The organism is Streptomyces sp. JK94 (assembly GCF_053613315.1).
In genome coordinates this window covers 147,555-169,848 of record NZ_JBSICH010000015.1, presented here as the reverse complement: position 1 = coordinate 169,848, position 22,294 = coordinate 147,555, and the positions used below count along the sequence as shown (strand labels likewise).

Sequence of the window (22,294 nt, the reverse complement as noted above, 5' to 3'; positions counted from 1 at the left end):
TCAGGGTTGTAAGTCTTGGGGTCTGAAACGGGGGTCCTGGGGCCGGCGGACCTTGATCGCTCAAGGTCCGCCGAAACTCCCGTCAGACCTCTTCGACGCTGCTCGGCTCGCGCCGTGACAGGTCGATGCCGAGCTCCTCCGCTGCGCGGAAGACGTCCTCGTCGGTGTCACGCATCTCGATGGACATGCCGTCCGAGGACAGCACCTCCACGTTGAGGCACAGGGACTGCATCTCCTTGATGAGCACCTTGAAGGACTCGGGGATGCCGGGCTCAGGGATGTTCTCGCCCTTGACGATGGCCTCGTAGACCTTCACGCGGCCGGTGACGTCGTCGGACTTGATGGTCAGCAGCTCCTGGAGGGCGTACGCGGCGCCGTAAGCCTCCAGCGCCCACACCTCCATCTCACCGAAGCGCTGGCCACCGAACTGGGCCTTACCACCCAGCGGCTGCTGGGTGATCATCGAGTACGGACCGGTCGACCGGGCGTGCAGCTTGTCGTCGACCAGGTGGTGGAGCTTGAGGATGTACATGAAGCCGACCGAGATCGGCTCCGGGAACGGCTCACCGGAGCGGCCGTCGAACAGCCGCGCCTTGCCGGACGGGAGCACCATGCGCTCGCCGTCGCGGTTCGGGATGGTGTGCTGGAGCAGACCGGCCAGCTCGTCCTCACGCGCACCGTCGAAGACCGGGGTGGCGACGTTGGTGCCGGGCTCGACCTTGTCGGCGCCGATGGCCTGCAGGCGCTCGGCCCACTCCTCCGCGAGGCCGGAGACGTCCCAGCCGCGGCTGGCGAGCCAGCCGAGGTGGATCTCCAGGACCTGTCCCGGGTTCATGCGGGACGGGACACCCAGCGGGTTCAGGATGATGTCGACCGGGGTGCCGTCCTCGAGGAACGGCATGTCCTCGATCGGGTTGATCTTGGAGATGACGCCCTTGTTGCCGTGCCGGCCGGCGAGCTTGTCACCGTCGGTGATCTTGCGCTTCTGCGCGACGTACACGCGCACCAGCTGGTTGACACCGGGGGGCAGCTCGTCGCCCTCTTCGCGGTCGAAGACGCGGACGCCGATGACCTTGCCGATCTCGCCGTGCGGGACCTTCAGCGAGGTGTCACGGACCTCACGGGCCTTCTCACCGAAGATCGCACGGAGCAGGCGCTCCTCCGGAGTCAGCTCGGTCTCGCCCTTGGGCGTGACCTTGCCGACGAGGATGTCGCCGGCGACGACCTCGGCACCGATGCGGATGATGCCGCGCTCGTCGAGGTCGGCGAGGACCTCCTCGGAGACGTTCGGGATGTCCCGGGTGATCTCCTCGGGGCCGAGCTTGGTGTCACGGGCGTCGACCTCGTGCTCCTCGATGTGGATCGAGGAGAGGACGTCGTCCTGGACGAGGCGCTGCGACAGGATGATCGCGTCCTCGTAGTTGTGACCCTCCCACGGCATGAACGCGACCAGCAGGTTCTTGCCGAGCGCCATCTCGCCGTTCTCGGTGGCCGGGCCGTCGGCCAGGACCTGGCCCTCGATGACCCGGTCGCCCTCGGCGACGATGACCTTCTGGTTGACCGAGGTTCCCTGGTTGGACCGGGAGAACTTGGCCAGGCGGTACGTGATGTACGTGCCGTCGTCGTTGGTCGTGGTGATGTAGTCCGCGGAGACCTCCTGGACCACACCCGCCTTCTCGGCCTTGACCACGTCGCCGGCGTCGGCTGCGGAGCGGTACTCCATGCCGGTGCCGACCAGCGGGGACTCACTCTTGATGAGCGGCACCGCCTGACGCATCATGTTCGCGCCCATGAGGGCGCGGTTGGCGTCGTCGTGCTCGAGGAACGGGATCATGGCGGTCGCGACCGACACCATCTGGCGCGGCGAGACGTCCATGTAGTCGACGTCGTCACCGGGGACGTAGTCGACCTCGCCGCCACGGCGGCGGACCAGGACGCGGGCCTCGGAGAAGCGCATGTCGTCGTTGAGCGTGGCGTTGGCCTGCGCGATGACGAAGCGGTCCTCCTCGTCGGCGGTCAGGTAGTCCACGTCGTCCGTGACCTGGCCTTCGACGACCTTGCGGTACGGCGTTTCGATGAAACCGAACGGGTTGATCCGGCCGTACGAGGCGAGCGAGCCGATCAGGCCGATGTTCGGGCCTTCCGGCGTCTCGATCGGGCACATGCGGCCGTAGTGCGACGGGTGGACGTCACGGACCTCGAAACCGGCCCGCTCACGGGAGAGACCGCCCGGGCCGAGGGCGTTCAGACGACGCTTGTGCGTCAGCCCCGACAGCGGGTTGTTCTGGTCCATGAACTGGGACAGCTGGCTGGTGCCGAAGAACTCCTTGATGGAGGCGACGACCGGCCGGATGTTGATCAGGGTCTGCGGCGTGATCGCCTCGACGTCCTGGGTGGTCATGCGCTCGCGCACGACGCGCTCCATACGGGCGAGACCCGTACGGACCTGGTTCTGGATCAGCTCGCCGACGTTGCGGATGCGGCGGTTGCCGAAGTGGTCGATGTCGTCGGTCTCGACGACGATCTCCCGGCCCGACTCGCCGACCGTCTCGGTCTCCCCGGCGTGCAGCTTCACCAGGTACTTGATGGTGGCGATGACGTCGTCGGTGGTGAGCACGCCGGCGTCCAGCGGCTCGTCCGCGCCGAGCTTCTTGTTGACCTTGTAACGGCCGACCTTGGCGAGGTCGTAGCGCTTCGGGTTGAAGTAGAGGTTCTCCAGAAGCGTCTGCGCGGCCTCACGCGTGGGGGGCTCGCCCGGACGCAGCTTGCGGTAGATGTCGAGCAGTGCGTCGTCCTGGCCCTGGGTGTGGTCCTTCTCCAGGGTGGCGCGCATGGACTCGTACTCGCCGAACTCCTCGAGGATCTGCTCGGTCGTCCAGCCGAGAGCCTTGAGCAGGACGGTCACGGACTGCTTGCGCTTGCGGTCGATGCGCACACCGACCATGTCGCGCTTGTCGATCTCCATCTCCAGCCAGGCACCCCGGGACGGGATGATCTTGGCGGAGAAGATGTCCTTGTCGGACGTCTTGTCGATGGAGGAGTCGAAGTAGACACCCGGCGAACGGACCAGCTGCGACACGACGACACGCTCGGTGCCGTTGATGACGAAGGTGCCCTTGTTGGTCATGAGCGGGAAGTCGCCCATGAAGACCGTCTGGGACTTGATCTCGCCGGTCTCGTTGTTGGTGAACTCGGCGGTGACGAAGAGCGGGGCCGCGTACGTGAAGTCGCGGTCCTTGCACTCGTCGATGCTGTTCTTGGGGGGCTCGAAGCGGTGGTCGCGGAACGTCAGCGACATCGACCCGGAGAAGTCCTCGATCGGCGAGATCTCCTCGAAGATCTCTTCCAGACCGGACTTGGTGGGGACGTCCTGACCGGACTCCAGAGCCGACTCGACGCGAGCCTTCCAGGCGTCGTTGCCGAGCAGCCAGTCGAAGCTCTCGGTTTGCAGCGCGAGAAGGTTCGGAACCTCGAGGGGCTCCTTGATCTTTGCAAAGGAGATGCGCAGCGGGGCGGTGCTGGCAGCGTTGTTCGTATTCGCGGTCGAGGCATTGCGCGAGGCGGCCAAGAGGGGGTCCTTCCGAGGGCTCGGACTCACTACGCGCGTACCGGCCCCTCATCCGTGCACGGAGACAGGGGGTGCCTGATGTGGCTGGAGAGCCAGGTCAGACATGCTCTGGTCGTCAGTGCTCGGGCGAGGGTAGACCCCTGGTGACGGGCAGGGGGCAGCTAACAGGCAGCGCAAAGGGACAGTGTAGCCACTTGGCACACTGATGTCCAGTGCGGTTCTCGGGGACCGTGTTCACTCCTCGTTGTTCTCACCACCTGCGGCAAGGCCTCGCCCTCAACGCACGGTGATACTGCCCTCTTCGTCGTCGATCCATGCCTCGGATTCGGATCCTTTGACGACGCCCTGAGAATTGCGCGCTGCGTGCGGTTCGTCAAGGCCCCCCTAGGCCCGAACCGGTTGTCTCCAGCGGCTCTCAGGGCCCCGGAGACGGCACGACGAAGATCACCCTACTCTCCGTCGTCCCGCGTGCAAGGCAGCCGCCACCGGACCCCCGGAACGCCGAAGAGCGACCACCCGGATGGATGATCGCTCTTCGGTGCTACGGCGTTACAGACCCTGCCGGATCCGTGGAGCCTTCGCGGTCTTACTTGACCTCGACCGAGGCGCCGGCGCCCTTGAGGGACTCGGCGGCCTTCTCGGCGGCGTCCTTGGCGACCTTCTCGAGGACGGGCTTCGGGGCGCCGTCCACGAGGTCCTTGGCCTCCTTCAGACCCAGGGAGGTCAGCTCGCGCACGACCTTGATGACCTGGATCTTCTTGTCACCGGCGCCGGTGAGGATGACGTCGAACTCGTCCTTCTCCTCCGGAGCGTCGGCAGCGGCGCCGGCACCGGCACCACCCGCGACGACGACCGGGGCGGCCGCGGCGGCGGTGACGTCGAACTTCTCCTCGAAGGCCTTCACGAACTCGGAGAGCTCGATGAGGGTCATCTCCTCGAACTGGGCGAGCAGGTCGTCCTGGCTGAGCTTCGCCATGATGGCGGTCCTTCCACTAATTCGGCAGGTGCCGGATGTACGGGGTGAGGCGGGCGTACGTCGGGCCCGCTGCGACCCGTGCCGCTAGGCGGCCTGGGTCAGAAAGCGAGCCGAATTACTCGGCACCGCCCTGCTCGTCCTGCTTGGCACGGAGCGCGTCCACGGTGCGGACGAGCTTCGACGGCAGCGCCTGGAAGACAGAGGCAGCCTGCGACTGCTTGCCCTTCATGGCACCGGCCAGCTTGGAGAGCAGAACCTCGCGGGACTCGAGGTCCGCAAGCTTCTTGATCTCGTCGGCGGACATCGCCTTGCCGTCAAGGACACCGCCCTTGATGACGAGGTTCGGGTTGTCCTTGGAGAAGTCGCGCAGACCCTTCGCCGACTCCACCGGGTCACCGGTGACGAAGGCGACGGCCGTCGGACCAGCGAAGAGCTGGTCGTCGAGCGTGATCCCGGCCTCGTTGGCCGCAATCTTGGTCAGCGTGTTCTTCACCACGGCGTACTGGGCGTTCTCACCGAGCGACCGGCGCAGCGTCTTGAGCTGCGCCACGGTGAGACCGCGGTACTCGGTCAGCACGGCGGCGTTCGAGCTGCGGAACTTGTCCGTCAGCTCGGCAACCGCGGCAGCCTTTTCGGGCGTCGCCATAGAGCCTCGGCCTCCTTCCGGGTGATTCGGACCGCGCGGACCCGAAGGAGGACTGGGGAAAACGAAACGCCCCGGCGCAGGCGCACGGGGCGTGGCTCGACCGTTTGCCACACGCACGAGGCGTGAGGTCCGGGAGCTCATCCACAGTCACCTGCGCGGGTCGTCCGCAGTTCAGCGGATCCTTCGGCCACCGTGCCCTCTCACGAGCACACGGCAACGACCAGCGGTCTTTGGCTTCTGTGGAAGCGTACGTGAACGGGGCGGTGTCAAGCAAATCCGCCCGGACAGCGGCCGGGAGGCGGGGGTCGCTCGCCCGCGCCGGCCGTCGCCGACGCCGGCGGATCGGCGGCCCGGCGGCCCGGCGGCTCAGCCTTGCTCGGCCCCCTGCATCATCTCGGCCAGGTCCACGGTCTCCTCGGCGGGCGGGGCGGTGACCTTCACGGGCTCGTTGAAGCCGAGGAAGGTGATGGTCATGTCCAGCGGTCCCTTGTCGGCTTCGCCGCGCATGCGGAACTGCTTGGTGTGGTCCTCCGCGTCGACCCACATGTCCATGGTGAGCTTGTCGACGCCCATCTTCTCGTACTGCTCGACGCTCTTCTGACGCCTGTCCCGGGTGGCCTCGTCCTCGTCGCCGAGGGACTTCTCCAGGTCGGCGAGGCTGACCGTGCCCTTGTAGTGGGTGGTCTCCACGCCGTCGACGGTCTCGGTGCCGACCTTCTCCACGTCCTTGGCGCCGGTGAGGAAGGTGGACTCGGTCGCCGGGTTCTTGTCGGCCTGGGAGGCACCGCCCAGCTGGTTCAGCTCCTCGCCCGCGCCCATCGCGGCCAGGTCGAACTTCATCCAGCTCTTGCCGTCCATCTCCTTGGCGGCCTCGGCGCCGCCGCCGAGGTACATGACCTTGTCGAGGAGCCGGATCTCCACCTTGGCGTCGGGGCCCTGGTCGAGTGCCGTCATCGTCATGCTCATCGCGAGTGTGGGCTTGATCTGCATCTCGGCCTCGGCCTCGAAGCGGCCCTCCTCGGGGGCCCGGCCGGTCATGCGGTAGCGGAGGGAGTCGATCTCCTCCGCGTTCTTCGCCGCCTTGGCCACGGCCGCCGCCGGCGTCATCTTCGGGGACTGCTCGGCCCCGTCCTCCTTGGAGCAGCCCACCGCGCCGCCGGCGAGCAGCAGAGCGGCCAGTCCGGCGCCCACGGGCACGCGTACGGAAGTCTTCATGGAGTCCCCCACGGAACACAGAAAGAAAAAAACAGCTTTTACACAGCAGGACGCGAGCGTACCCAAGTCGGTTCGGACGGTCCCGTGATTTCCGTGATCAACCGTTGTCCCGCGCCTGCAGCAGATCCGCGAAGTCCGCCGTGTCGTCGGCGGGAGGCCGCTTCGCGGACACGGCGACGCCGTAGTCGCTGTAGTACGCGGTCCGGGTCAGCCTCCCGGTCTCCGTCCGCCCCCGCTCGACCTCCTTGACCGGCAGGTCACGGTCGTCGACCCAGAGGTCGACGGTCTGCTCCGTGGTGCCGCCCACCGTGCCGCTCCAGTGCGTCGTGCGCCGGCCGCGGGTGGTCTCCTCGCCGACCTCGCGCACGTCGTCGGCGGCCAGCAGCCGCTGCACCGCCCGGTGGGGTGTGGTGTCGCGCATCCGGTCCGCGGACCCGGCGCCCGCGCCACCGCCGGGCTCCTCCAGGTCGGCGTAGACGTACCTGATCCAGTGTCTGCCGCCCACCCGGTCGGCGAAGCGGTCGCCCAGCCTGGCGTAGTACGCGTCGGACAGGTACCGCGCCTCCATGGCGGTGGTGCCGAGCCGGCGCATCGTCTCGGCGGTCGTGCCACCGGTGTACGTGATCGTCAGGGTGCCGGTGAGGCCGTCGCGCCAGCCGAGGGCCCCGACGGCGTCCAGGGACAGCTCGCGGCCCATGACGGTCGTGGCCTCGACCCGCGCCGAACCCGCCCGTCCGACGGCCCGCTCCACGGCGCGCAGGGACCGCGTCGACGGGTCGGCGGAGCCGGTGGAGCCGTCTGTGGAGGTGCAGGCGGCGACGCACGCCAGCGCGGCCGCCACCGCGGTCCGGACGACCGTACGGCGTGCCGTCGTGCGCGTCATCCGCCCCACCCCCGTGCGCCGTCCGCGACTCCTGCCCGCACGCTAGCCCAGACCACCGGCCCCCGTACCGGAAACGGAACGGGCCCCGCACCTCGGAAGGTGCGGGGCCCGTGAACCGGTGGGGCGAGCCGTGGGCTCAGACCGCGGCCGGGTCCTCCTCGACGAGGAGGTTGCGGGTGCGGTTCGAGTCGATCGGGATGCCGGGGCCCATCGTGGTGCTGATGGCGGCCTTCTTGATGTAACGGCCCTTGGCGGCGGACGGCTTCAGACGGAGGATCTCCTCCAGCGCCGCGCCGTAGTTCTCCACCAGCTTGGTGTCGTCGAACGACGTCTTGCCGATGATGAAGTGCAGGTTCGAGTGCTTGTCGACGCGGAACTCGATCTTGCCGCCCTTGATCTCGGTCACGGCCTTGGTCACGTCCGGGGTCACGGTGCCGGTCTTCGGGTTCGGCATCAGACCACGCGGGCCGAGGACGCGGCCGAGGCGGCCGACCTTGCCCATGAGGTCCGGGGTGGCGACGACGGCGTCGAAGTCCAGACGGCCCTTCGACACCTCGTCGATCAGCTCGTCGGCGCCGACGATGTCGGCGCCCGCGGCACGCGCGGCCTCGGCACGGTCACCGGTCGCGAAGACCAGGACCCGGGCGGTCTTACCGGTGCCGTGCGGGAGGTTCACGGTGCCACGGACCATCTGGTCGGCCTTGCGCGGGTCGACACCCAGGCGGAAGGCGACCTCGACGGTGCCGTCGAACTTGGTCGTGGAGGTCTCCTTGGCGAGACGGACGGCCTCGAGCGGGGCGTAGAGCTTGTCCCGGTCGATCTTCTCGTCCGCAGCGCGGAGAGACTTGCTGCGCTTGCTCACTACTGCTCCTGTTGGCTTTTCGAGGAGTTGTGGTCCGGGCCGAGCAGGCCCTGCCACTACTGCCGGCTTACGGGGGTGGAGGTCAGCCCTCGACCGTGACGCCCATGGACCGCGCGGTACCGGCGATGATCTTCTCCGCCTGGTCCAGGTCGTTGGCGTTGAGGTCGGGCATCTTCGTGGTGGCGATCTCGCGGACCTGGTCACGCGTGATCTTCGCGACCTTGGTCTTGTGCGGCTCGCCGGAGCCCTTCTCCACGCCCGCGGCCTTGAGGATCATCTTCGCGGCCGGCGGGGTCTTGGTGATGAAGGTGAAGGAGCGGTCCTCGTAGACCGTGATCTCCACCGGGATGACCCAGCCACGCTGCGACTCGGTCGCGGCGTTGTAGGCCTTGCAGAACTCCATGATGTTCACGCCGTGCTGACCCAGCGCGGGGCCGACCGGCGGGGCCGGGTTCGCGGCACCGGCCTGGATCTGGAGCTTGATGAGCCCCGTGACCTTCTTCTTCTTGGGAGGCATAGCTCTCCGGGTCCTTTCGATTCGGGTCCTGCCCGCATCCGGGGGCGACCCGGACACAGGCATACCGCACAACGATAGCGGGTATGGATGTGCGGCCAAAAACCGAGCAGGTCAGGCGACGCGCGAGCGCCTGCCTGACCTGCTCGGAAGCAGTACGTCCAGAGGAGTACCGGCGAGGAGTACTAGTTCTTCTGGATCTGGTCGAAGCTCAGCTCGACCGGGGTCTCGCGGCCGAAGATCTCGACGAGGCCCTTGACCTTCTTCGAGTCGGCGTTGATCTCGTTGATCGTGGCCTGCAGCGTCGCGAACGGGCCGTCGGTGACGGTGACCGAGTCGCCGACCTCGAAGTCCAGGACCTGGACCTCGACCTTGCGCTGCGGAGCGGGCTTGCCCTCGGCCTCGGCGGCCTCACGGGCGGCCTTCTCCTCGGCCTCGGGGGCGAGCATCTTGACGATCTCGTCCAGCGTCAGCGGGTACGGGTCGTAGGCGTTGCCGACGAAGCCGGTGACGCCGGGGGTGTTGCGGACGACACCCCAGGACTCGTTGGTCAGGTCCATGCGCACCAGGACGTAACCCGGCAGCTTGTTCTGACGGATCGTCTTGCGGTCGCCGTTCTTGATCTGGACGACCTCTTCCTGCGGCACCTCGGCCTGGAAGATGTAGTCCTCGACGTTGAGCGAGACGGCGCGCTGCTCGAGGTTGGTCTTCACGCGGTTCTCGTAACCGGCGTAGGTGTGGATCACGTACCACTCACCGGGGAGGACGCGCAGCTCCTGGCGGAGCGCCTCGATCGGGTCGAGCTCGGGCTCGGGCTCCGCGGCCTCGTCGGCGGGCTCGGCGGCCTCGTCCTCGGCGGCGGCGTCCTCGACGGTCTCGTCCTGAGCCTCGGCGGTCTCGTCCGCGTCCGCGACGACGGCGTCGTCGTCGGCAGCCTCGGCCTCGGCGGAGGCCTCGGTGTCCTCGTTGTCGGCGCCCTCGACGGTGCCGAGCTCGTCCTCGACGGACTCGACCGGCTCGATGGCGTCGTTCACGTTCGGGTCAGACACGGTGGCTGCTTCTTCCTGGATACATAGGGGTGGAACACGCGAAAGGGGCGCCGGGTACCTCGGCGCCCTTCGCTCTCGACTCAGCCGAAGACGTACTTGGCGGCGTGAGAGAAGCCATAGTCAATCAAAGTCACCAGGCCGATCATGATGACCACGAAGATGATCACCACGGTGGTGTACGTCGTCAGCTGGTTGCGACTCGGCCAGACGACCTTGCGGAGTTCCGCGACGATCTGGCGGTAGAAGAGAGCAAGGCGCTTCAGCGGGCCCTTCTTGGCGCGCTTGCCGCCCTTGCGGGACTTCTTCTTGGAGTCCGGAGCCTCGTCCTCGGCATCAGGCATGTCGATGGAGCCCACGGCGTCCGTCACTCGTCCTCACCTGATTCCGGGTCGTGGCCGTGCCGCGCCCGGTCTGAGCCGCACGGCGGTGCATTGCTGTACGTACATGCGCACACATCCTGGCGAAGGTGTGTGTAGCAGGGCCGGAGGGACTTGAACCCCCAACCGCTGGTTTTGGAGACCAGTGCTCTACCAATTGAGCTACGACCCTTTGTGTGTCCCCCAACGTACCGCATCCGCCCCGATGCTTGGTGTGCACCGAGTGGCAGCGGGCCGCTGAAGGCCAACGAGGTGAGAGTGTACGTGCTCAGGCGCCGGGCGTCGAACAGAAAGGGCGTGTACGGGGCCCGGACGGGCCGTTCTGGCCGAAGACCGCCCTGGCCGCGGGGCTGTCCGAGGAGGTCGCGCGGGCGGATACGGACTGCTGTCCGGGCACGCGCCCCGGCCGGTTCACCGCCGTTCGGTCCGTGAAACCCGCGTGCCCGGGGAGTTTCGGGTCTGGAACGATGGGGCCATGAGCGCTGCAACCCCTCCCACCGAGCGCCGGGTCTCCACCCGAGTCGGCGCGATCTCCGAGTCCGCCACCCTCGCCGTGGACGCCAAGGCGAAGGCCCTCAAGGCCGCCGGGCGTCCGGTGATCGGCTTCGGCGCCGGTGAACCCGACTTCCCGACGCCGGACTACATCGTCGAGGCCGCGATCGAGGCCTGCAAGGACCCCAAGTACCACCGGTACACGCCGGCCGGCGGCCTGCCCGAGCTGAAGGCCGCGATCGCCGCGAAGACGCTGCGCGACTCCGGCTACGAGGTCGACCCCTCGCAGATCCTGGTCACCAACGGCGGCAAGCAGGCCATCTACGAGGCGTTCGCCGCGATCCTCGACCCGGGCGACGAGGTCATCGTCCCGGCGCCGTACTGGACGACGTACCCGGAGTCGATCCGGCTGGCCGGCGGTGTCCCCGTCGAGGTCGTCGCCGACGAGACCACCGGTTACCGGGTGAGCGTGGAGCAGCTGGAGGCCGCGCGCACGAAGAAGACGAAGGTCGTCCTCTTCGTCTCCCCGTCGAACCCGACGGGCTCCGTGTACTCCGAGGCCGAGACCGAGGCCATCGGCCAGTGGGCCGTCGAGCACGGCCTGTGGGTGCTGACCGACGAGATCTACGAGCACCTCGTCTACGGCGACGCCTTCTCCGTCTCCCTGCCGGCGCTGCTGCCCGAGCTGCGCGACAAGTGCATCGTGGTCAACGGCGTCGCGAAGACGTACGCGATGACCGGCTGGCGGGTCGGCTGGGTCATCGGCCCGAAGGACGTCGTCAAGGCCGCGACGAACCTCCAGTCGCACGCCACGTCCAACGTGTCCAACGTGGCCCAGGCGGCGGCGCTGGCCGCGGTCTCCGGTGACCTGGACGCGGTGGCGAAGATGCGGGAGGCCTTCGACCGGCGCCGCCAGACCATCGTGCGGATGCTCAACGACATCGACGGCGTGCTGTGCCCGGAGCCGAAGGGCGCGTTCTACGCCTACCCGTCGGTGAAGGCGCTCCTCGGCAAGGAGATCCGCGGCAAGCGGCCGCAGGACACGGTCGAGCTGGCCGCGCTGATCCTGGAGGAGGCCGAGGTCGCGGTGGTGCCGGGCGAGGCGTTCGGCACGCCCGGGTACCTGCGGCTCTCGTACGCGCTCGGGGACGAGGACCTCGTCGAGGGTGTGAGCCGGATCCAGAAGCTGCTCGCGGAGGCCAGGGACTGAGCGTCCCCCGGCACTCGTCCGGCAGTTTGTCCGGCAGGGGTCACACCGGAACGTTCCGGTGTGACCCCTGCTTTGTTTGTGCGAGCAAGACCACGTACGGGGAAAGTGCTGTCGGGCCGGGCGTGTCGTACGGCAGGATCACGGAATGGAGCGTGTACGTGATGTCTCTGAACTGCCGAAGGCCCATCTCCACCTGCACTTCACCGGGTCGATGCGGCCCGCGACCCTGCTGGAACTGGCCGACAAGCACGGCGTGCGTCTGCCCGAGACGCTGACCGAGGCGCTGGGCCGCGGGGAGTCGCCCAGGCTGCGGGCGACGGACGAACGGGGCTGGTTCCGCTTCCAGCGGCTGTACGACGCGGCGCGGTCGTGTCTGCAGGAGCCGGAGGACATCCAGCGGCTGGTGCGCGAGGCCGCGGAGGAGGACCTGCGGGACGGGTCGGGGTGGCTGGAGATCCAGGTGGACCCGACGTCGTACGCCCCGCGGCTGGGTGGGCTGATCCCGGCGCTGGAGGTCATCCTCGACGCGGTGGAGACGACCGTGCGGGACACCGGGATCGGCATGCGGGTGCTGGTCGCCGCGAACCGGATGAAGCATCCGCTGGACGCGCGGACGCTGGCCCGGCTGGCGGTGCGGTACGCGGACCGGGGAGTGATCGGGTTCGGGTTGTCCAACGACGAGCGCCGGGGCATGGCCCGGGACTTCGACCGGGCGTTCGCGATCGCGCGGGAGGGCGGGCTGCTGTCGGCGCCGCACGGGGGCGAGCTGAGCGGTCCGTCGTCCGTGCGGGACTGCCTGGACGACCTCGGGGCCGACCGGCTCGGGCACGGGGTGCGGGCGGCGGAGGATCCGCGGCTGCTGAGACGACTCGCCGACCGGCAGGTGACGTGCGAGGTGTGTCCGGCGTCGAACGTCGCCCTGGGCGTGTACGAGAAGCCGGAGGACGTGCCGCTGCGGACGCTGTTCGAGGCGGGGGTGCCGATGGCGCTGGGCGCGGACGACCCGCTGCTGTTCGGCGCGCGGCTGGCCGCCCAGTACGAGATCGCGCGCCGGCACCACGGGTTCACGGACGCCGAGCTGGCGGAGCTGGCCCGTCAGTCGGTGCGGGGATCGGCCGCGCCGGAGGAGGTGAAGCGGAAGCTGCTGGAAGGGGTGGACGACTGGCTGACCGCTTAGGGGTTGCGCCCGCGTGGTCCCCTCAGGGTTCCTCCTCGGGCGGAGCCGAGGCGGCGGAGGCGTCCCGCGGAGTCGGCGGCCCGTGGTGGGGGCGGCCCGTGGAGACGTCCCGCCGATTCGGCATCCTGCGGAGGGGGCGTCGCGTGGTGGGGGCATCGCGTGGTGGGAGCGCCCTGCGGTGGGGGCGCCCCGTGGTGGGGGCGTCGCGCGCGTCGGCGGGCTCGCGTTTCCGGCCGCATCGGGTGTCCCGCGGGCGCCGGGCGGCCCCGTCGCGCGCGAGCGGTCAGCGCAGTCCCGCGAGCAGGGTCCGCGCCAGTCGCCGGGCGAATTCGGTTGCCGCCGGGCGGTCGCCCGTCGGCGTCGCGTCGTACGCGAACGCCCGCTGCGCGCAGGCTCCCATCAGGAGGGACGCCGCGGCGAAGGTGTCCGCGTCGGCGCGGAGCCGCCCCGCGGCCTGCTCCGCCCGCAGGTAGGCGTCGAGGCCCTCGATCGGCAGGTGCGGCCCGGTGCCCAGTTCGCGCATCGCGTCGTCGTGCCGTCGCTTGAGTTCCGTCCGGGCGTACAGCGACGCTCCGATCGGGAAGCTCTGCTCGTAGAAGAGGGCGGCCTGGCGGGCGATCTCCGTGAGGTTCTCCTCGAGCGGGGCACGCCCCGGCTCGGTGGCGAGGCCGCGCAGCAGGGGGGTCAGCCGGGGCAGCCGCTCGGTCAGTACGCGGATGAACAGCTCCTCCTTGCTCGCGAAGTGCTTGTACAGCGCGGCCTCGGAGCAACCGGCGCCCTTCGCGATCTCCTTGGTGGTGGCGCGGGTGAGCCCGACGGTCAGCATCAGCTCGTGGGCGGCGTCGAGGATGCGTTCCCTGGCCGGCTTGGTGGAGGGCATGGCGCTCCAGTGAGGGCTTGACGAGTGGGTGAGTACTTACTCACCCTAGGGGAAGGCACCGGTGAGTGAGTGCTCACCCACCCGCCCTGGGATGCCGCCGCGCGGAATGGAGTACGCCATGAAGCTCACCGTCTTCGGTGCCACCGGGGGCATCGGCCAGGAGGTCGTCCGGCAGGCCCTCGACGCCGGCCACCACGTCACAGCCGTCGTACGGGATCCCGCGCGGCTGTCCGTGACCGGGGAGCACCTGGAGGTGTTCCGCGCGGATCTGAGCGACGCCGCGTCGGTGCGGCCGGCCGTGGCCGGGCGGGACGCCGTGCTGTCCGGGCTCGGAGCCCGCCGCCGCGCCGACGCGGGTGTGGCGACACGGCTGACGCGCACGGTGCTCGACGCGATGCGGGCGGAGGGCGTGCGCAGGGTGCTGGTCGTCAGCGCGGCTCCGGTCGGCCCCGAGCCGCAGGGCGCGGGGCCGTTGGACCGGGGCGTGCGGAGCCTGCTCCTCACGGTCCTGAAGGACGTGTACGGCGATCTGCGCGCCATGGAGGGAGAACTGGCGCGCAGTGACGCGGAGTGGACGGTGGTCCGGCCGCCACGGCTGCAGGACAAGCCGCTGTCCGGCCGGTACCGGTCGGTGGTCGGCGGTTTCCCGTCCAAGGGCCGCTTCGTGGGGCGTGCCGACGTCGCCCACGCGATGCTCGCGATGACCGGGGACGCGGGGACCGTGCGGCAGGGCGTGGGGGTCGCCTACTGACGTCTGGGGGGGGGCTGGTGCCGGTTTGGGCCGGGTGCGGGTGCGGGTCCGTGGTTCGGGTCCAGGTGCGGGTCTGGGGCGGTCGGTCCCGGGTCCGGGTCTGGGTGCCGGTGCGGGCTTGAGTGCCGGTGCGGGTGCGGGTGCGGGCTTGGTGCGGGTGCGGGCTTGAGTGCCGGTGCCGGTGCCGGTCAGAGGCTGACGCCGACCGTCATCGGCTCGTTGACCAGCGTGACGCCGAAGGCCTCGTGGACACCGGCGACGACCTCGCGGGCCAGGGCCAGCAGATCCTCCGTGGTGGCCTCGCCCCGGTTGGTGAGGGCGAGGGTGTGCTTGGTGGAGATGCGGGCGGGTCCGCTGCCGTACCCCTTGGTGAAGCCGGCCTGGTCGATCAGCCAGGCGGCGGACGTCTTGATGCGACCCTCCCCGGCGGGGAAGGCGGGCGGCTCGACGGCGGCGCCGAGGCGCTCGTCCACGCGCGCGCGGAAGGCCGCGAACTCCTCGTCCGTGAGGATCGGGTTGGTGAAGAAGGACCCGGCCGACCAGGTGTCGTGGTCCTCGGGGTCCAGCACCATGCCCTTGCCCGCGCGGAGCTTCAGCACGGTGTCACGGGCGGTGGCCAGCGGCACCCGGTCGCCGGGCTCGACACCCAGGGCGCGGGCCGTCTCCGCGTAGCGAAGGGGGGCGGAGAGGCCGTCGGCGTCCTCCAGCGCGAAGCGGACGCGCAGGACGACGTATCGCTCCGGCTCGGCCTTGAAGCGGCTGTGGCGGTAGGAGAAGGCGCAGTCGGCGTTGGCGAGGGTGACCGCCTCGCGGGACCGGCGGTCGTACGCGGTCACCTCGGTGATCGTGGAGGAGACCTCCTGGCCGTACGCCCCGACGTTCTGGATGGGGGTGGCACCCGCCGAGCCGGGGATGCCGGCCAGGCACTCGACGCCGGCGAGTCCGGCCTCGACGGAACGGGCGACGGCGTCGGTCCAGGTCTCGCCGGCCGCCAGCTCCAGTGTCGCGCCGTCGAGGACGAGGCCGCGCGTGGCGATGTGCAGGGCGGTGCCGTCGAAGCCCTTGTCGCCGATGACCAGGTTGGACCCGCCGCCGATGAGCAGCAGCGGCGTGCCGGAGTCGTCGGCCTCGCGGACGGCGGCGATCACCTCGGCGTCGGTCGTGGCGGTGACCAGCCGGGTCGCCGGGCCTCCCAGCCGGAAGGTGGTCAGGGGGGCGAGGGGGGCGTCATGGAGTTCCTGCACGTGCTCAAGACTACGAGACGGCACCGACAGCCCCGGGCAGCCCTGGACAGTCCCGGACAGCGGGGAAACGCCCCGGCCGGTCGGCCGGGGCGTTCCCGTCCCCGTGTGCGGTGTTCACGTCAGGCGTCGTCGCACCTCCGCCCAGCTCACCGGCAGCGCGTCGCTCGGCACCGGCCAGGCGGCGTACTTCGCGTCCCGCATCTGGGCGGACAGGCCGCGGGCGGCCGGCCCGTGGGTGCCCGAGTGGGCGAAGGCCTTGAGCGCCTCGGGCGACTCCCAGGCGGACAGCGTCCAGAAGGTCCGCCGGAAGGGCTCCGCCTTCAGGGAGGCTCCGTACGCTCCGGGCGCGCCCCTGACCTGCCGCCACACGCTCGGCGTGCGGGCCAGGAACTTCAGCGCTCCCCACAGGGTGCGGGTCTCGAAACGGGAGGCGAAGACGTGGACCTCCACGTCCCGCGGCGGCCGGTTGGGCACGGTCCAGGGCAGAGTGGGCATGTCGGGCTCCTGTCGTTCCTCGCGTCCGCTCCGCACGCCCGCCTGCGTGCGGGCGGCCGTGCGCTGCGGACGTGCGTGCGTTGCGGGCGTGCGCTTCGGGCGTCGGGTTCTCGCGCTTTTCGTGCGTGCGTGCGTTCGCTTGCTGCTTCGTGCGTTCGCGTCGCGGTACGTCGCTCGCGTCGCGGGTGCCGTGCCGTGCCGCGTCCGCGTCCTGCGCGTGCCGCTTCGAGGTCGTCCGCGTGTCAGCGGGGCGCCGCCGTCGGTCCGGTGGCGGCGAGTTCCGGTTCGGCCGCGGGCGCGGGCCCCGCCCCGGTCCCGTCCGTGACCGTGTCGCCGCCGCGCCGGCGGCCCGGGATCAGCAGCGCCGCGATGCCTCCCAGGGCCACGATCCCGGCGCCCGCCGCGACCGCCGGCCGCAGCCCGTCGACGAAGGACTGCGGGGTCTCGTAGCCACCCTGCGCCGAGAAGACCGAGGCCATGACCGCGATACCGAGCGCCCCGCCCACCTCGCGCAGGGCGTTGTTGGCGCCGGAGGCGATGCCCTGCTCCTTCACCGTGACGCTGGACATCACGATCGCGGAGGCGGGGGCGAAGTACAGGGCCATGCCGATCCCGCTCATGATCAGACCGGGCAGCTGGCTGCCGTAGGAGGCGTCGGTGGTGACCACGTAGGCGAGGTGGCCGAGGCCGGCCGCCTGGAAGAAGAGCCCGGCCGCGACGACCGGGCGTCCCCCGACGCGGTCCGAGAGGATGCCGGCGACGGGGGCGACCAGCATCGGCATGCCGGTCCAGGGGAGCATGCGCAGGCCCGCCTCGGTGGGCGAATAGCCGAGCACGTTCTGCATGTACTGGCTGAGCAGGAAGATCGAGCCGAACATCCCGAGGAACATCAGCAGGCTCGCCCCGTTGATGCCGGAGAAGGCGCGGGAGCGGAAGAGACGCATCGGGAGCATGGGGTTCGCACTGCGGATCCCGTGGTGGACGAAGCCGACGAGCAGCGCGGCCCCGGCGAACAGGGCGGTCAGCACCACGGGGCCGCTCCAGCCGTCGACGGGACCGCGGACGAGTCCGTAGACGATGCCGAAGAGTCCGCCACTGGCGAGCAGTGTGCCGGGGATGTCGAGCGGGGCACCGGTGCCGTGCGACTCGGCGAGGCGGAGGCGGGCCAGCGGCAGCAGGGCGAGGCCCAGCGGTACGTTCAGCCAGAAGATCCACTGCCAGGAGACGTGCTCGGTGAGGCTGCCTCCCACCAGCGGACCGGACGCCACGGCGAGCCCGTTGACGGCACCCCAGATGCCGTACGCCATACCGCGCCGTTCGGCGGGGACTGCGGCCGTCAGCAGGGTCAGCGTCAGCGGCATCATGATCGCCGCGCCGACGCCCTGGACCGCGCGGGCGACGATCAGGTGGTCGAGCCCGGGCGCCATGGCCGCGGCGGCGGAGGCACCGGTGAAGACGGTGAGGCCGACGAGGAAGAGGCGGCGGCGGCCGAAGCGGTCGCCCAGGGCCGCGCCGAACATCAGGAGGACGGCGAAGGTGAGCGTGTAGGCGCTCACGGTCCATTCCAGGTCGTGTATCGCCCCGCCCAGGTCCTCACGGATGGAGGGCAGGGCGGTGGTGACGACGAGGTTGTCCAGGGCCGCCATGAAACCGGCGACGCTGGTGATGACGAGGGCCCAGCCCGCTCCCCCGACGCGTGAGCTGTGTGGTGCGCCTTGCTGTGACATCTCTCCCCCAGAGGGTGTGCACTGCTTGCGTGATGTGGTTAGTTATTGATGACTAACTTTTTGGGGCGTGCGAAAGCCCCGCTTCCGACTCCCGAGCCCCCGTACGCGCCCCTACGCGTCTCCCTGACCCCCCTTGACGCGCGCCGAGACGTAGAGCCCCTCCCAGATCCGGTGCTCCGGCGGGAAGCCCATCCCGGCCAGCGTGTTGACGAGCATGCCGTACGCCATGAAGGTCGTCGTCTCGTCGACGTCGCCACCGAGGGGCAGGTGCACGGCGTCCCAGAGCTCCAGCCAGCCCCTGCGCACCATCTCGCCGAATTCGTGGTCACCGGCCGCCTCGGCCGCCGCGACCGCGACGTACACCTGCAACTGCATCTGAAGCTTTTCCGGCTGGTCGGCGATCAGCCGCGTGTACGCCTCGGCCATGGCGTGCAGGGCCTCCTCGCCGTGCAGGCCGTCGGACGCCTCCTCGAAGACCTTGCGCGTGTCCCGCAGACAGCGCTCCGCCGCCGCGAGGAAGATCGCCTTCTTTCCCGGGAAGAGCCGGAAGAGGTACGGCTGGGAGACCCCCACCCGCTTGGCGATGGCCTCCGTGGACGTGCCGTAGAAGCCGCCCCGGGCGAACTCGGCCGTCGCCGCCCGAACAACGCTCTCGCGCCGCTCCTCCGCGCTCATCCTGACCATGAGGAGCAAGTTAGTACTCAATCACTAACTCCGTCAAGGACTCATCGCTCCCGCTGCGTCACGCGCCACACGCGCCACACGCGCCACACGCGCCACACGCGCCACACGCGCCACACGCGCCACACGCGCCACGGCAGCGGTGCACACCAGCAGGCGCGCAGAGGGGTGTCTCACGTACGAGTAAGGGGCGCCCTCAGAGGAGAACGCCCCTTACCGGGCCCGGCCGCACACAAGGTGCCGAACCGCGTGCGCGGACGGAACCGCACGCGGACGGTCAGGCCAGTCGTACGACGGCCCGGGACATACCGAGGACCTTCTGTCCGGCGCTGGTGGCGGTGAGGTCGACGCGGACGGTGTTGTCGCCGAGCTTGGCCGCGACCTTGCCGCTGACCTCGATCACGGCACCCCGGTCGTCGTCGGGCACGACGACGGGCCGGGTGAAGCGGACGCCGTACTCCACGACCGCGCCCGGGTCGCCGGCCCAGTCGGTGACCACGCGGACCGCCTGGGCCATGGTGAACATGCCGTGCGCGATCACATCCGGCAGCCCCACCTCCCTGGCGAACCTCTCGTTCCAGTGGATCGGGTTGAAGTCGCCGGAGGCACCCGCGTATCGCACGAGCGCGGCACGGTCCACGGGAAAACTCCGCGCGGGCAGCTCGGTACCCACCTCGACATCGCCGTACGCGACCTTCGCCGCCACCGGCTGCGGCTGCGTCTCGGGCTCGGCCACGGACTGCGACCCCGGATCGGCCACGGAACGCGTCCCGGGCTGAGCGCCGGGCTGAGCCCCGGGCTGCGTCATGGGCTGCGTCATGGGATTGCTCACGCCTCCTCGGCCGCGCGGGCCACGAGCTTGGTCCAGGCGGTCACGACGTGCTCGCCGGCCTCGTCGTGAACCTCGCCCCGGATGTCCAGGATGTCGTTGCCCGCCATCGACTTGACCGCCTCGATGGTCGAGGTGACCGTGAGCCGGTCACCGGCCCGCACCGGACGGACGTAGGCGAACCTCTGGTCCCCGTGCACCACCCGGCTGTAGTCCAGACCCAGCTGCGGGTCCTCGACGACCTGCCCCGCCGCCTTGAACGTGATCGAGAACACGAACGTCGGCGGAGCGATGACGTCCGGGTGACCGAGCGCCCTCGCGGCCTCCCTGTCCGTGTACGCCGGATTCACGTCCCCCACCGCCTGCGCGAACTCGAGGATCTTCTCCCGGCCCACCTCATAGGGCGCGGTCGGCGGATACGTCCGCCCCACGAACGACTGGTCGAGCGCCATGGGCCCGTAACCTCCTGCTGCTCTTCTCTCGGCCAAGAACGACACGAGGCCGCCCCCAAGCTTCGGGGACGGCCTCGTGTACGAGCCTTTTTTATCGCGTTTCGCGGTGCGCGGTGTGCGCGTTGCAACGCGGGCAGTGCTTCTTCATCTCCAGTCGGTCCGGGTTGTTACGCCGGTTCTTCTTGGTGATGTAGTTCCGCTCCTTGCACTCCACGCAGGCCAGCGTGATCTTCGGGCGGACGTCGGTGGCAGCCACGTGAGTGCTCCTTGACGGACGGATTGATGATACTAACGCAGGAAAGAGTAGCCGATTGAAGGACCGACCCCGCAATCGGCTACTGTCTGTAGCGGTGACCGGACTTGAACCGGTGACACAGCGATTATGAGCCGCTTGCTCTACCGACTGAGCTACACCGCTGTGATGCGATCGGGCCCCGCCGTGCGGCGGGAACCTCTCACACCAGAGCCCCAAAACGGAATCGAACCGTTGACCTTCTCCTTACCATGGAGACGCTCTGCCGACTGAGCTATTGGGGCGAGCGATGAAGACATTACACGGTCGCCCGCCGTTCGCCCAAATCCGTTTCGCCGCCCGTGCCCCGGCCCGTCCCCACCGCCGCGCGCGGGGCGAGCCGCGCCGGTACGACTATTGCGCCCCTCCCCGTCAGGGGCTGATCACCGTCCTAGGCTCGACTCACTCTGCGTGATCTTGCGTCCCCCACTGCGCAGCACCGAGCCCAGAGGAGCGCGATGCCCGACAGCCAGCCGCAGCCGCCCCACTCGTCCTCCCCCTCGGGCCCCGCCCACCGCGGTCCGCTCCTGCTGTCCGGAGCACGGCTCACCGACGGCCGGACCGTGGACGTACGGCTGCACGGCGGACGCATCGAGGCGGTCGGCACGGCCGGCAGCCTGGCGGCGGCCCGCACCCCGGGCTCCGGCACCCACGTGGACCTCGGCGGCTACCTTCTCCTTCCCGCCCCCGCCGAAGTCCACCTCCACGGTGACACGGCACTGACGGCCGACGCCCCCGGCCCCCTCTCCCACGACCCCCGGGACGTCCAGCGCCGGGCCACGGAGGCAGCCCTGCTCCAACTGGGGCACGGGGCGACGGCGTTGCGGGCCCACGTGCGGGTGGGCGACGTCACGGGGCTGGGCGCGCTGACCGGCGTACTGCGGGCACGGCGCTCGCTGCGCGGGCTGGCCGAGCTGACCGCGGTGGCGATGCCGAGGGTGCTGACCGGGGCGGCCGGGGCCGACGGGCTGGCGCTGCTGCGGGACGCGGTCAAGATGGGCGCGGACGTCGTCGGCGGGTGTCCGGACCTGGATCCCGATCCGGCGGGGTACGTGGAGGCGGTCCTGGAGGTCGCCGCCGAGCACGGCTGCCCGGTCGACCTGCACACGGACGCCGCCGACCCGGCGCGGCTGGCCCGGCTGGCCGCGATGGCGGGCGGGCTGCGCCCCGGGGTCGCCGTCGGCCCCTGCGACGGCTTGGGCCGGCTCCCCTCCGACGTGGCCTCCCGGACCGCGGACCAGCTGGCGGCGGCCGGGGTGACGGTGGTGTGCCTGCCGCAGGGCGCCTGCGGCGCCGTGGGCCCCCGCGAGGGGACGGCTCCGGTACGGCTGCTGCGGGCGGCCGGAGTGCGGTGCGCCGCCGGGAGCGGTGCCCTGCGGGACGCGTCCAACCCGGTGGGGCGCGGGGACCCCCTGGAGGCGGCGTACCTGCTGGCCTCGTGTCAGGGGCTGCGCCCGGAGGACGCGTACGACGCGGTGAGCACGGCGGCACGGGCGGCGCTGGGCCTGCCGGAGGTACGAGTGGAGGCTGGGTTCCCGGCCGAACTCCTCGCGGTACGCGGGGACCGGCTGACGGCCGCGCTCTCCCTGGCGTACAGCCGCATCGTGGTGCACCGGGGGCGCGTGGTGGCCCGGACGAGCGCGGTACGGGAGTACGGCGACTCGACGCCCCCGCCGGATCTCGGCCTGCCCCGGCAAGGCCGCGGCGGGCACGGTGAACCTTCCTGACGAGGCGTGCCGGGGCGTATCGGGCTGTGCCAAGGCGTATCTGGCCGTGCCGGGGCGCATCGGGCTGTGCCGGGGCGTGCGACGCGTACGGGAGCGGTGGTCGTGGCGGGGTGGGGCGCGGTTCCCGGGGGCAGGCGCGGTCGCCGGGGGTGGGCGCGGTTCCCCGGAGGCGGGTGAGGCCCTTGGGGGGTGGTGAGGTGGGACGGGCGCGGATCCGGGGGGGCGGGTGCGACGAGTGGGCGGTGGG

21 protein-coding genes and 3 tRNA genes are annotated in these 22,294 nt (G+C 70.2%); 4 read left to right on the top strand and 20 right to left on the bottom strand.

Translation table 11 applies throughout. The features are described 5' to 3' along the window. Window positions 1-82: 82 nt before the first annotated feature. From rpoB to ACVV2G_RS15250, 10 genes are all read right to left on the bottom strand, one after another. Window positions 83-3,568: a DNA-directed RNA polymerase subunit beta gene (gene rpoB, locus ACVV2G_RS15295; protein WP_453843237.1), complete on the bottom strand. Its 3,486-nt coding sequence runs from the start codon at window positions 3,566-3,568 to the stop codon at window positions 83-85. Between the two features lie 586 nt (window positions 3,569-4,154). Continuing rightward, entirely contained in the window at window positions 4,155-4,544 is a 390-nt protein-coding gene (rplL, locus tag ACVV2G_RS15290) for a 50S ribosomal protein L7/L12 (protein ID WP_453843236.1), read from the bottom strand. A gap of 115 nt (window positions 4,545-4,659) precedes the next feature. Then, the gene (gene rplJ, locus ACVV2G_RS15285; protein ID WP_453843235.1) at window positions 4,660-5,190 is read right to left on the bottom strand and encodes a 50S ribosomal protein L10; all 531 of its coding nucleotides are present in this window, start codon (window positions 5,188-5,190) and stop codon (window positions 4,660-4,662) included. Window positions 5,191-5,556: 366 nt separating this feature from the next. Then, window positions 5,557-6,405 (bottom strand): SCO4651 family lipoprotein, encoded by an 849-nt coding sequence (locus ACVV2G_RS15280; RefSeq protein ID WP_453843234.1) that lies wholly within the window; start codon window positions 6,403-6,405, stop codon window positions 5,557-5,559. Between the two features lie 97 nt (window positions 6,406-6,502). Beyond that, on the bottom strand, window positions 6,503-7,288 hold the full coding sequence (locus ACVV2G_RS15275; protein WP_453843233.1) for an SCO4651 family lipoprotein: 786 nt from the start codon (window positions 7,286-7,288) through the stop codon (window positions 6,503-6,505). A 136-nt stretch (window positions 7,289-7,424) separates the two neighbouring features. Continuing rightward, entirely contained in the window at window positions 7,425-8,150 is a 726-nt protein-coding gene (rplA, locus tag ACVV2G_RS15270; protein WP_453843232.1) for a 50S ribosomal protein L1, read from the bottom strand. An 82-nt stretch (window positions 8,151-8,232) separates the two neighbouring features. Further along, a complete protein-coding gene (gene rplK, locus ACVV2G_RS15265; protein ID WP_003974315.1) occupies window positions 8,233-8,667 on the bottom strand; it encodes a 50S ribosomal protein L11 in 435 nt (144 codons plus the stop codon). Between the two features lie 182 nt (window positions 8,668-8,849). Beyond that, on the bottom strand, window positions 8,850-9,713 hold the full coding sequence (nusG, locus tag ACVV2G_RS15260) for a transcription termination/antitermination protein NusG (RefSeq protein WP_453843231.1): 864 nt from the start codon (window positions 9,711-9,713) through the stop codon (window positions 8,850-8,852). A gap of 80 nt (window positions 9,714-9,793) precedes the next feature. Continuing rightward, window positions 9,794-10,081: a preprotein translocase subunit SecE gene (gene secE, locus ACVV2G_RS15255; RefSeq protein ID WP_453843230.1), complete on the bottom strand. Its 288-nt coding sequence runs from the start codon at window positions 10,079-10,081 to the stop codon at window positions 9,794-9,796. 108 nt (window positions 10,082-10,189) lie between these two features. Next, window positions 10,190-10,262 (bottom strand) — tRNA-Trp (locus ACVV2G_RS15250). 303 nt (window positions 10,263-10,565) lie between these two features. On the opposite strand from ACVV2G_RS15250, the gene ACVV2G_RS15245 reads away from it, so the two are divergent. Both ACVV2G_RS15245 and ACVV2G_RS15240 read left to right on the top strand, forming a co-directional pair. After that, on the top strand, window positions 10,566-11,792 hold the full coding sequence (locus tag ACVV2G_RS15245; protein WP_453843229.1) for a pyridoxal phosphate-dependent aminotransferase: 1,227 nt from the start codon (window positions 10,566-10,568) through the stop codon (window positions 11,790-11,792). Between the two features lie 145 nt (window positions 11,793-11,937). Further along, a complete protein-coding gene (locus tag ACVV2G_RS15240) occupies window positions 11,938-12,969 on the top strand; it encodes an adenosine deaminase (RefSeq protein ID WP_453843228.1) in 1,032 nt (343 codons plus the stop codon). Window positions 12,970-13,252: 283 nt separating this feature from the next. Here the strand turns inward: ACVV2G_RS15240 and ACVV2G_RS15235 are convergent, their stop codons facing one another. Then, a complete protein-coding gene (locus tag ACVV2G_RS15235) occupies window positions 13,253-13,849 on the bottom strand; it encodes a TetR/AcrR family transcriptional regulator (RefSeq protein WP_453843227.1) in 597 nt (198 codons plus the stop codon). 118 nt (window positions 13,850-13,967) lie between these two features. On the opposite strand from ACVV2G_RS15235, the gene ACVV2G_RS15230 reads away from it, so the two are divergent. Then, window positions 13,968-14,600 (top strand): NAD(P)-dependent oxidoreductase, encoded by a 633-nt coding sequence (locus tag ACVV2G_RS15230; protein WP_453843226.1) that lies wholly within the window; start codon window positions 13,968-13,970, stop codon window positions 14,598-14,600. 188 nt (window positions 14,601-14,788) lie between these two features. On the opposite strand, the gene ACVV2G_RS15225 is transcribed toward ACVV2G_RS15230, so the two are convergent. From ACVV2G_RS15225 to ACVV2G_RS15185, 9 genes are all read right to left on the bottom strand, one after another. Continuing rightward, window positions 14,789-15,844: a UDP-N-acetylmuramate dehydrogenase gene (locus tag ACVV2G_RS15225; RefSeq protein WP_453843225.1), complete on the bottom strand. Its 1,056-nt coding sequence runs from the start codon at window positions 15,842-15,844 to the stop codon at window positions 14,789-14,791. A 114-nt stretch (window positions 15,845-15,958) separates the two neighbouring features. Further along, entirely contained in the window at window positions 15,959-16,339 is a 381-nt protein-coding gene (locus ACVV2G_RS15220; protein ID WP_453843224.1) for a DUF3291 domain-containing protein, read from the bottom strand. A 242-nt stretch (window positions 16,340-16,581) separates the two neighbouring features. Then, window positions 16,582-18,066: an MFS transporter gene (locus ACVV2G_RS15215; RefSeq protein ID WP_453843223.1), complete on the bottom strand. Its 1,485-nt coding sequence runs from the start codon at window positions 18,064-18,066 to the stop codon at window positions 16,582-16,584. A gap of 111 nt (window positions 18,067-18,177) precedes the next feature. Continuing rightward, window positions 18,178-18,750, bottom strand: a complete 573-nt coding sequence (locus tag ACVV2G_RS15210; RefSeq protein WP_453843311.1) for a TetR/AcrR family transcriptional regulator — start codon at window positions 18,748-18,750, stop codon at window positions 18,178-18,180. A gap of 274 nt (window positions 18,751-19,024) precedes the next feature. Further along, entirely contained in the window at window positions 19,025-19,453 is a 429-nt protein-coding gene (locus ACVV2G_RS15205) for a MaoC family dehydratase (RefSeq protein ID WP_453843310.1), read from the bottom strand. Between the two features lie 122 nt (window positions 19,454-19,575). Then, window positions 19,576-20,028, bottom strand: coding sequence for an FAS1-like dehydratase domain-containing protein (locus tag ACVV2G_RS15200; protein WP_453843222.1), 453 nt, complete (start codon window positions 20,026-20,028; stop codon window positions 19,576-19,578). A gap of 91 nt (window positions 20,029-20,119) precedes the next feature. Next, entirely contained in the window at window positions 20,120-20,284 is a 165-nt protein-coding gene (gene rpmG / locus ACVV2G_RS15195) for a 50S ribosomal protein L33 (RefSeq protein ID WP_003948671.1), read from the bottom strand. Window positions 20,285-20,373: 89 nt separating this feature from the next. Beyond that, window positions 20,374-20,446, bottom strand: a tRNA-Met gene (locus ACVV2G_RS15190). A gap of 46 nt (window positions 20,447-20,492) precedes the next feature. Next, window positions 20,493-20,565: transfer RNA gene (locus ACVV2G_RS15185), tRNA-Thr, on the bottom strand. A 213-nt stretch (window positions 20,566-20,778) separates the two neighbouring features. Here ACVV2G_RS15185 and ACVV2G_RS15180 point away from each other — a divergent pair. After that, window positions 20,779-22,047, top strand: a complete 1,269-nt coding sequence (locus tag ACVV2G_RS15180; RefSeq protein WP_453843221.1) for an amidohydrolase family protein — start codon at window positions 20,779-20,781, stop codon at window positions 22,045-22,047. The last annotated feature ends 247 nt before the right edge of the window (window positions 22,048-22,294 follow it).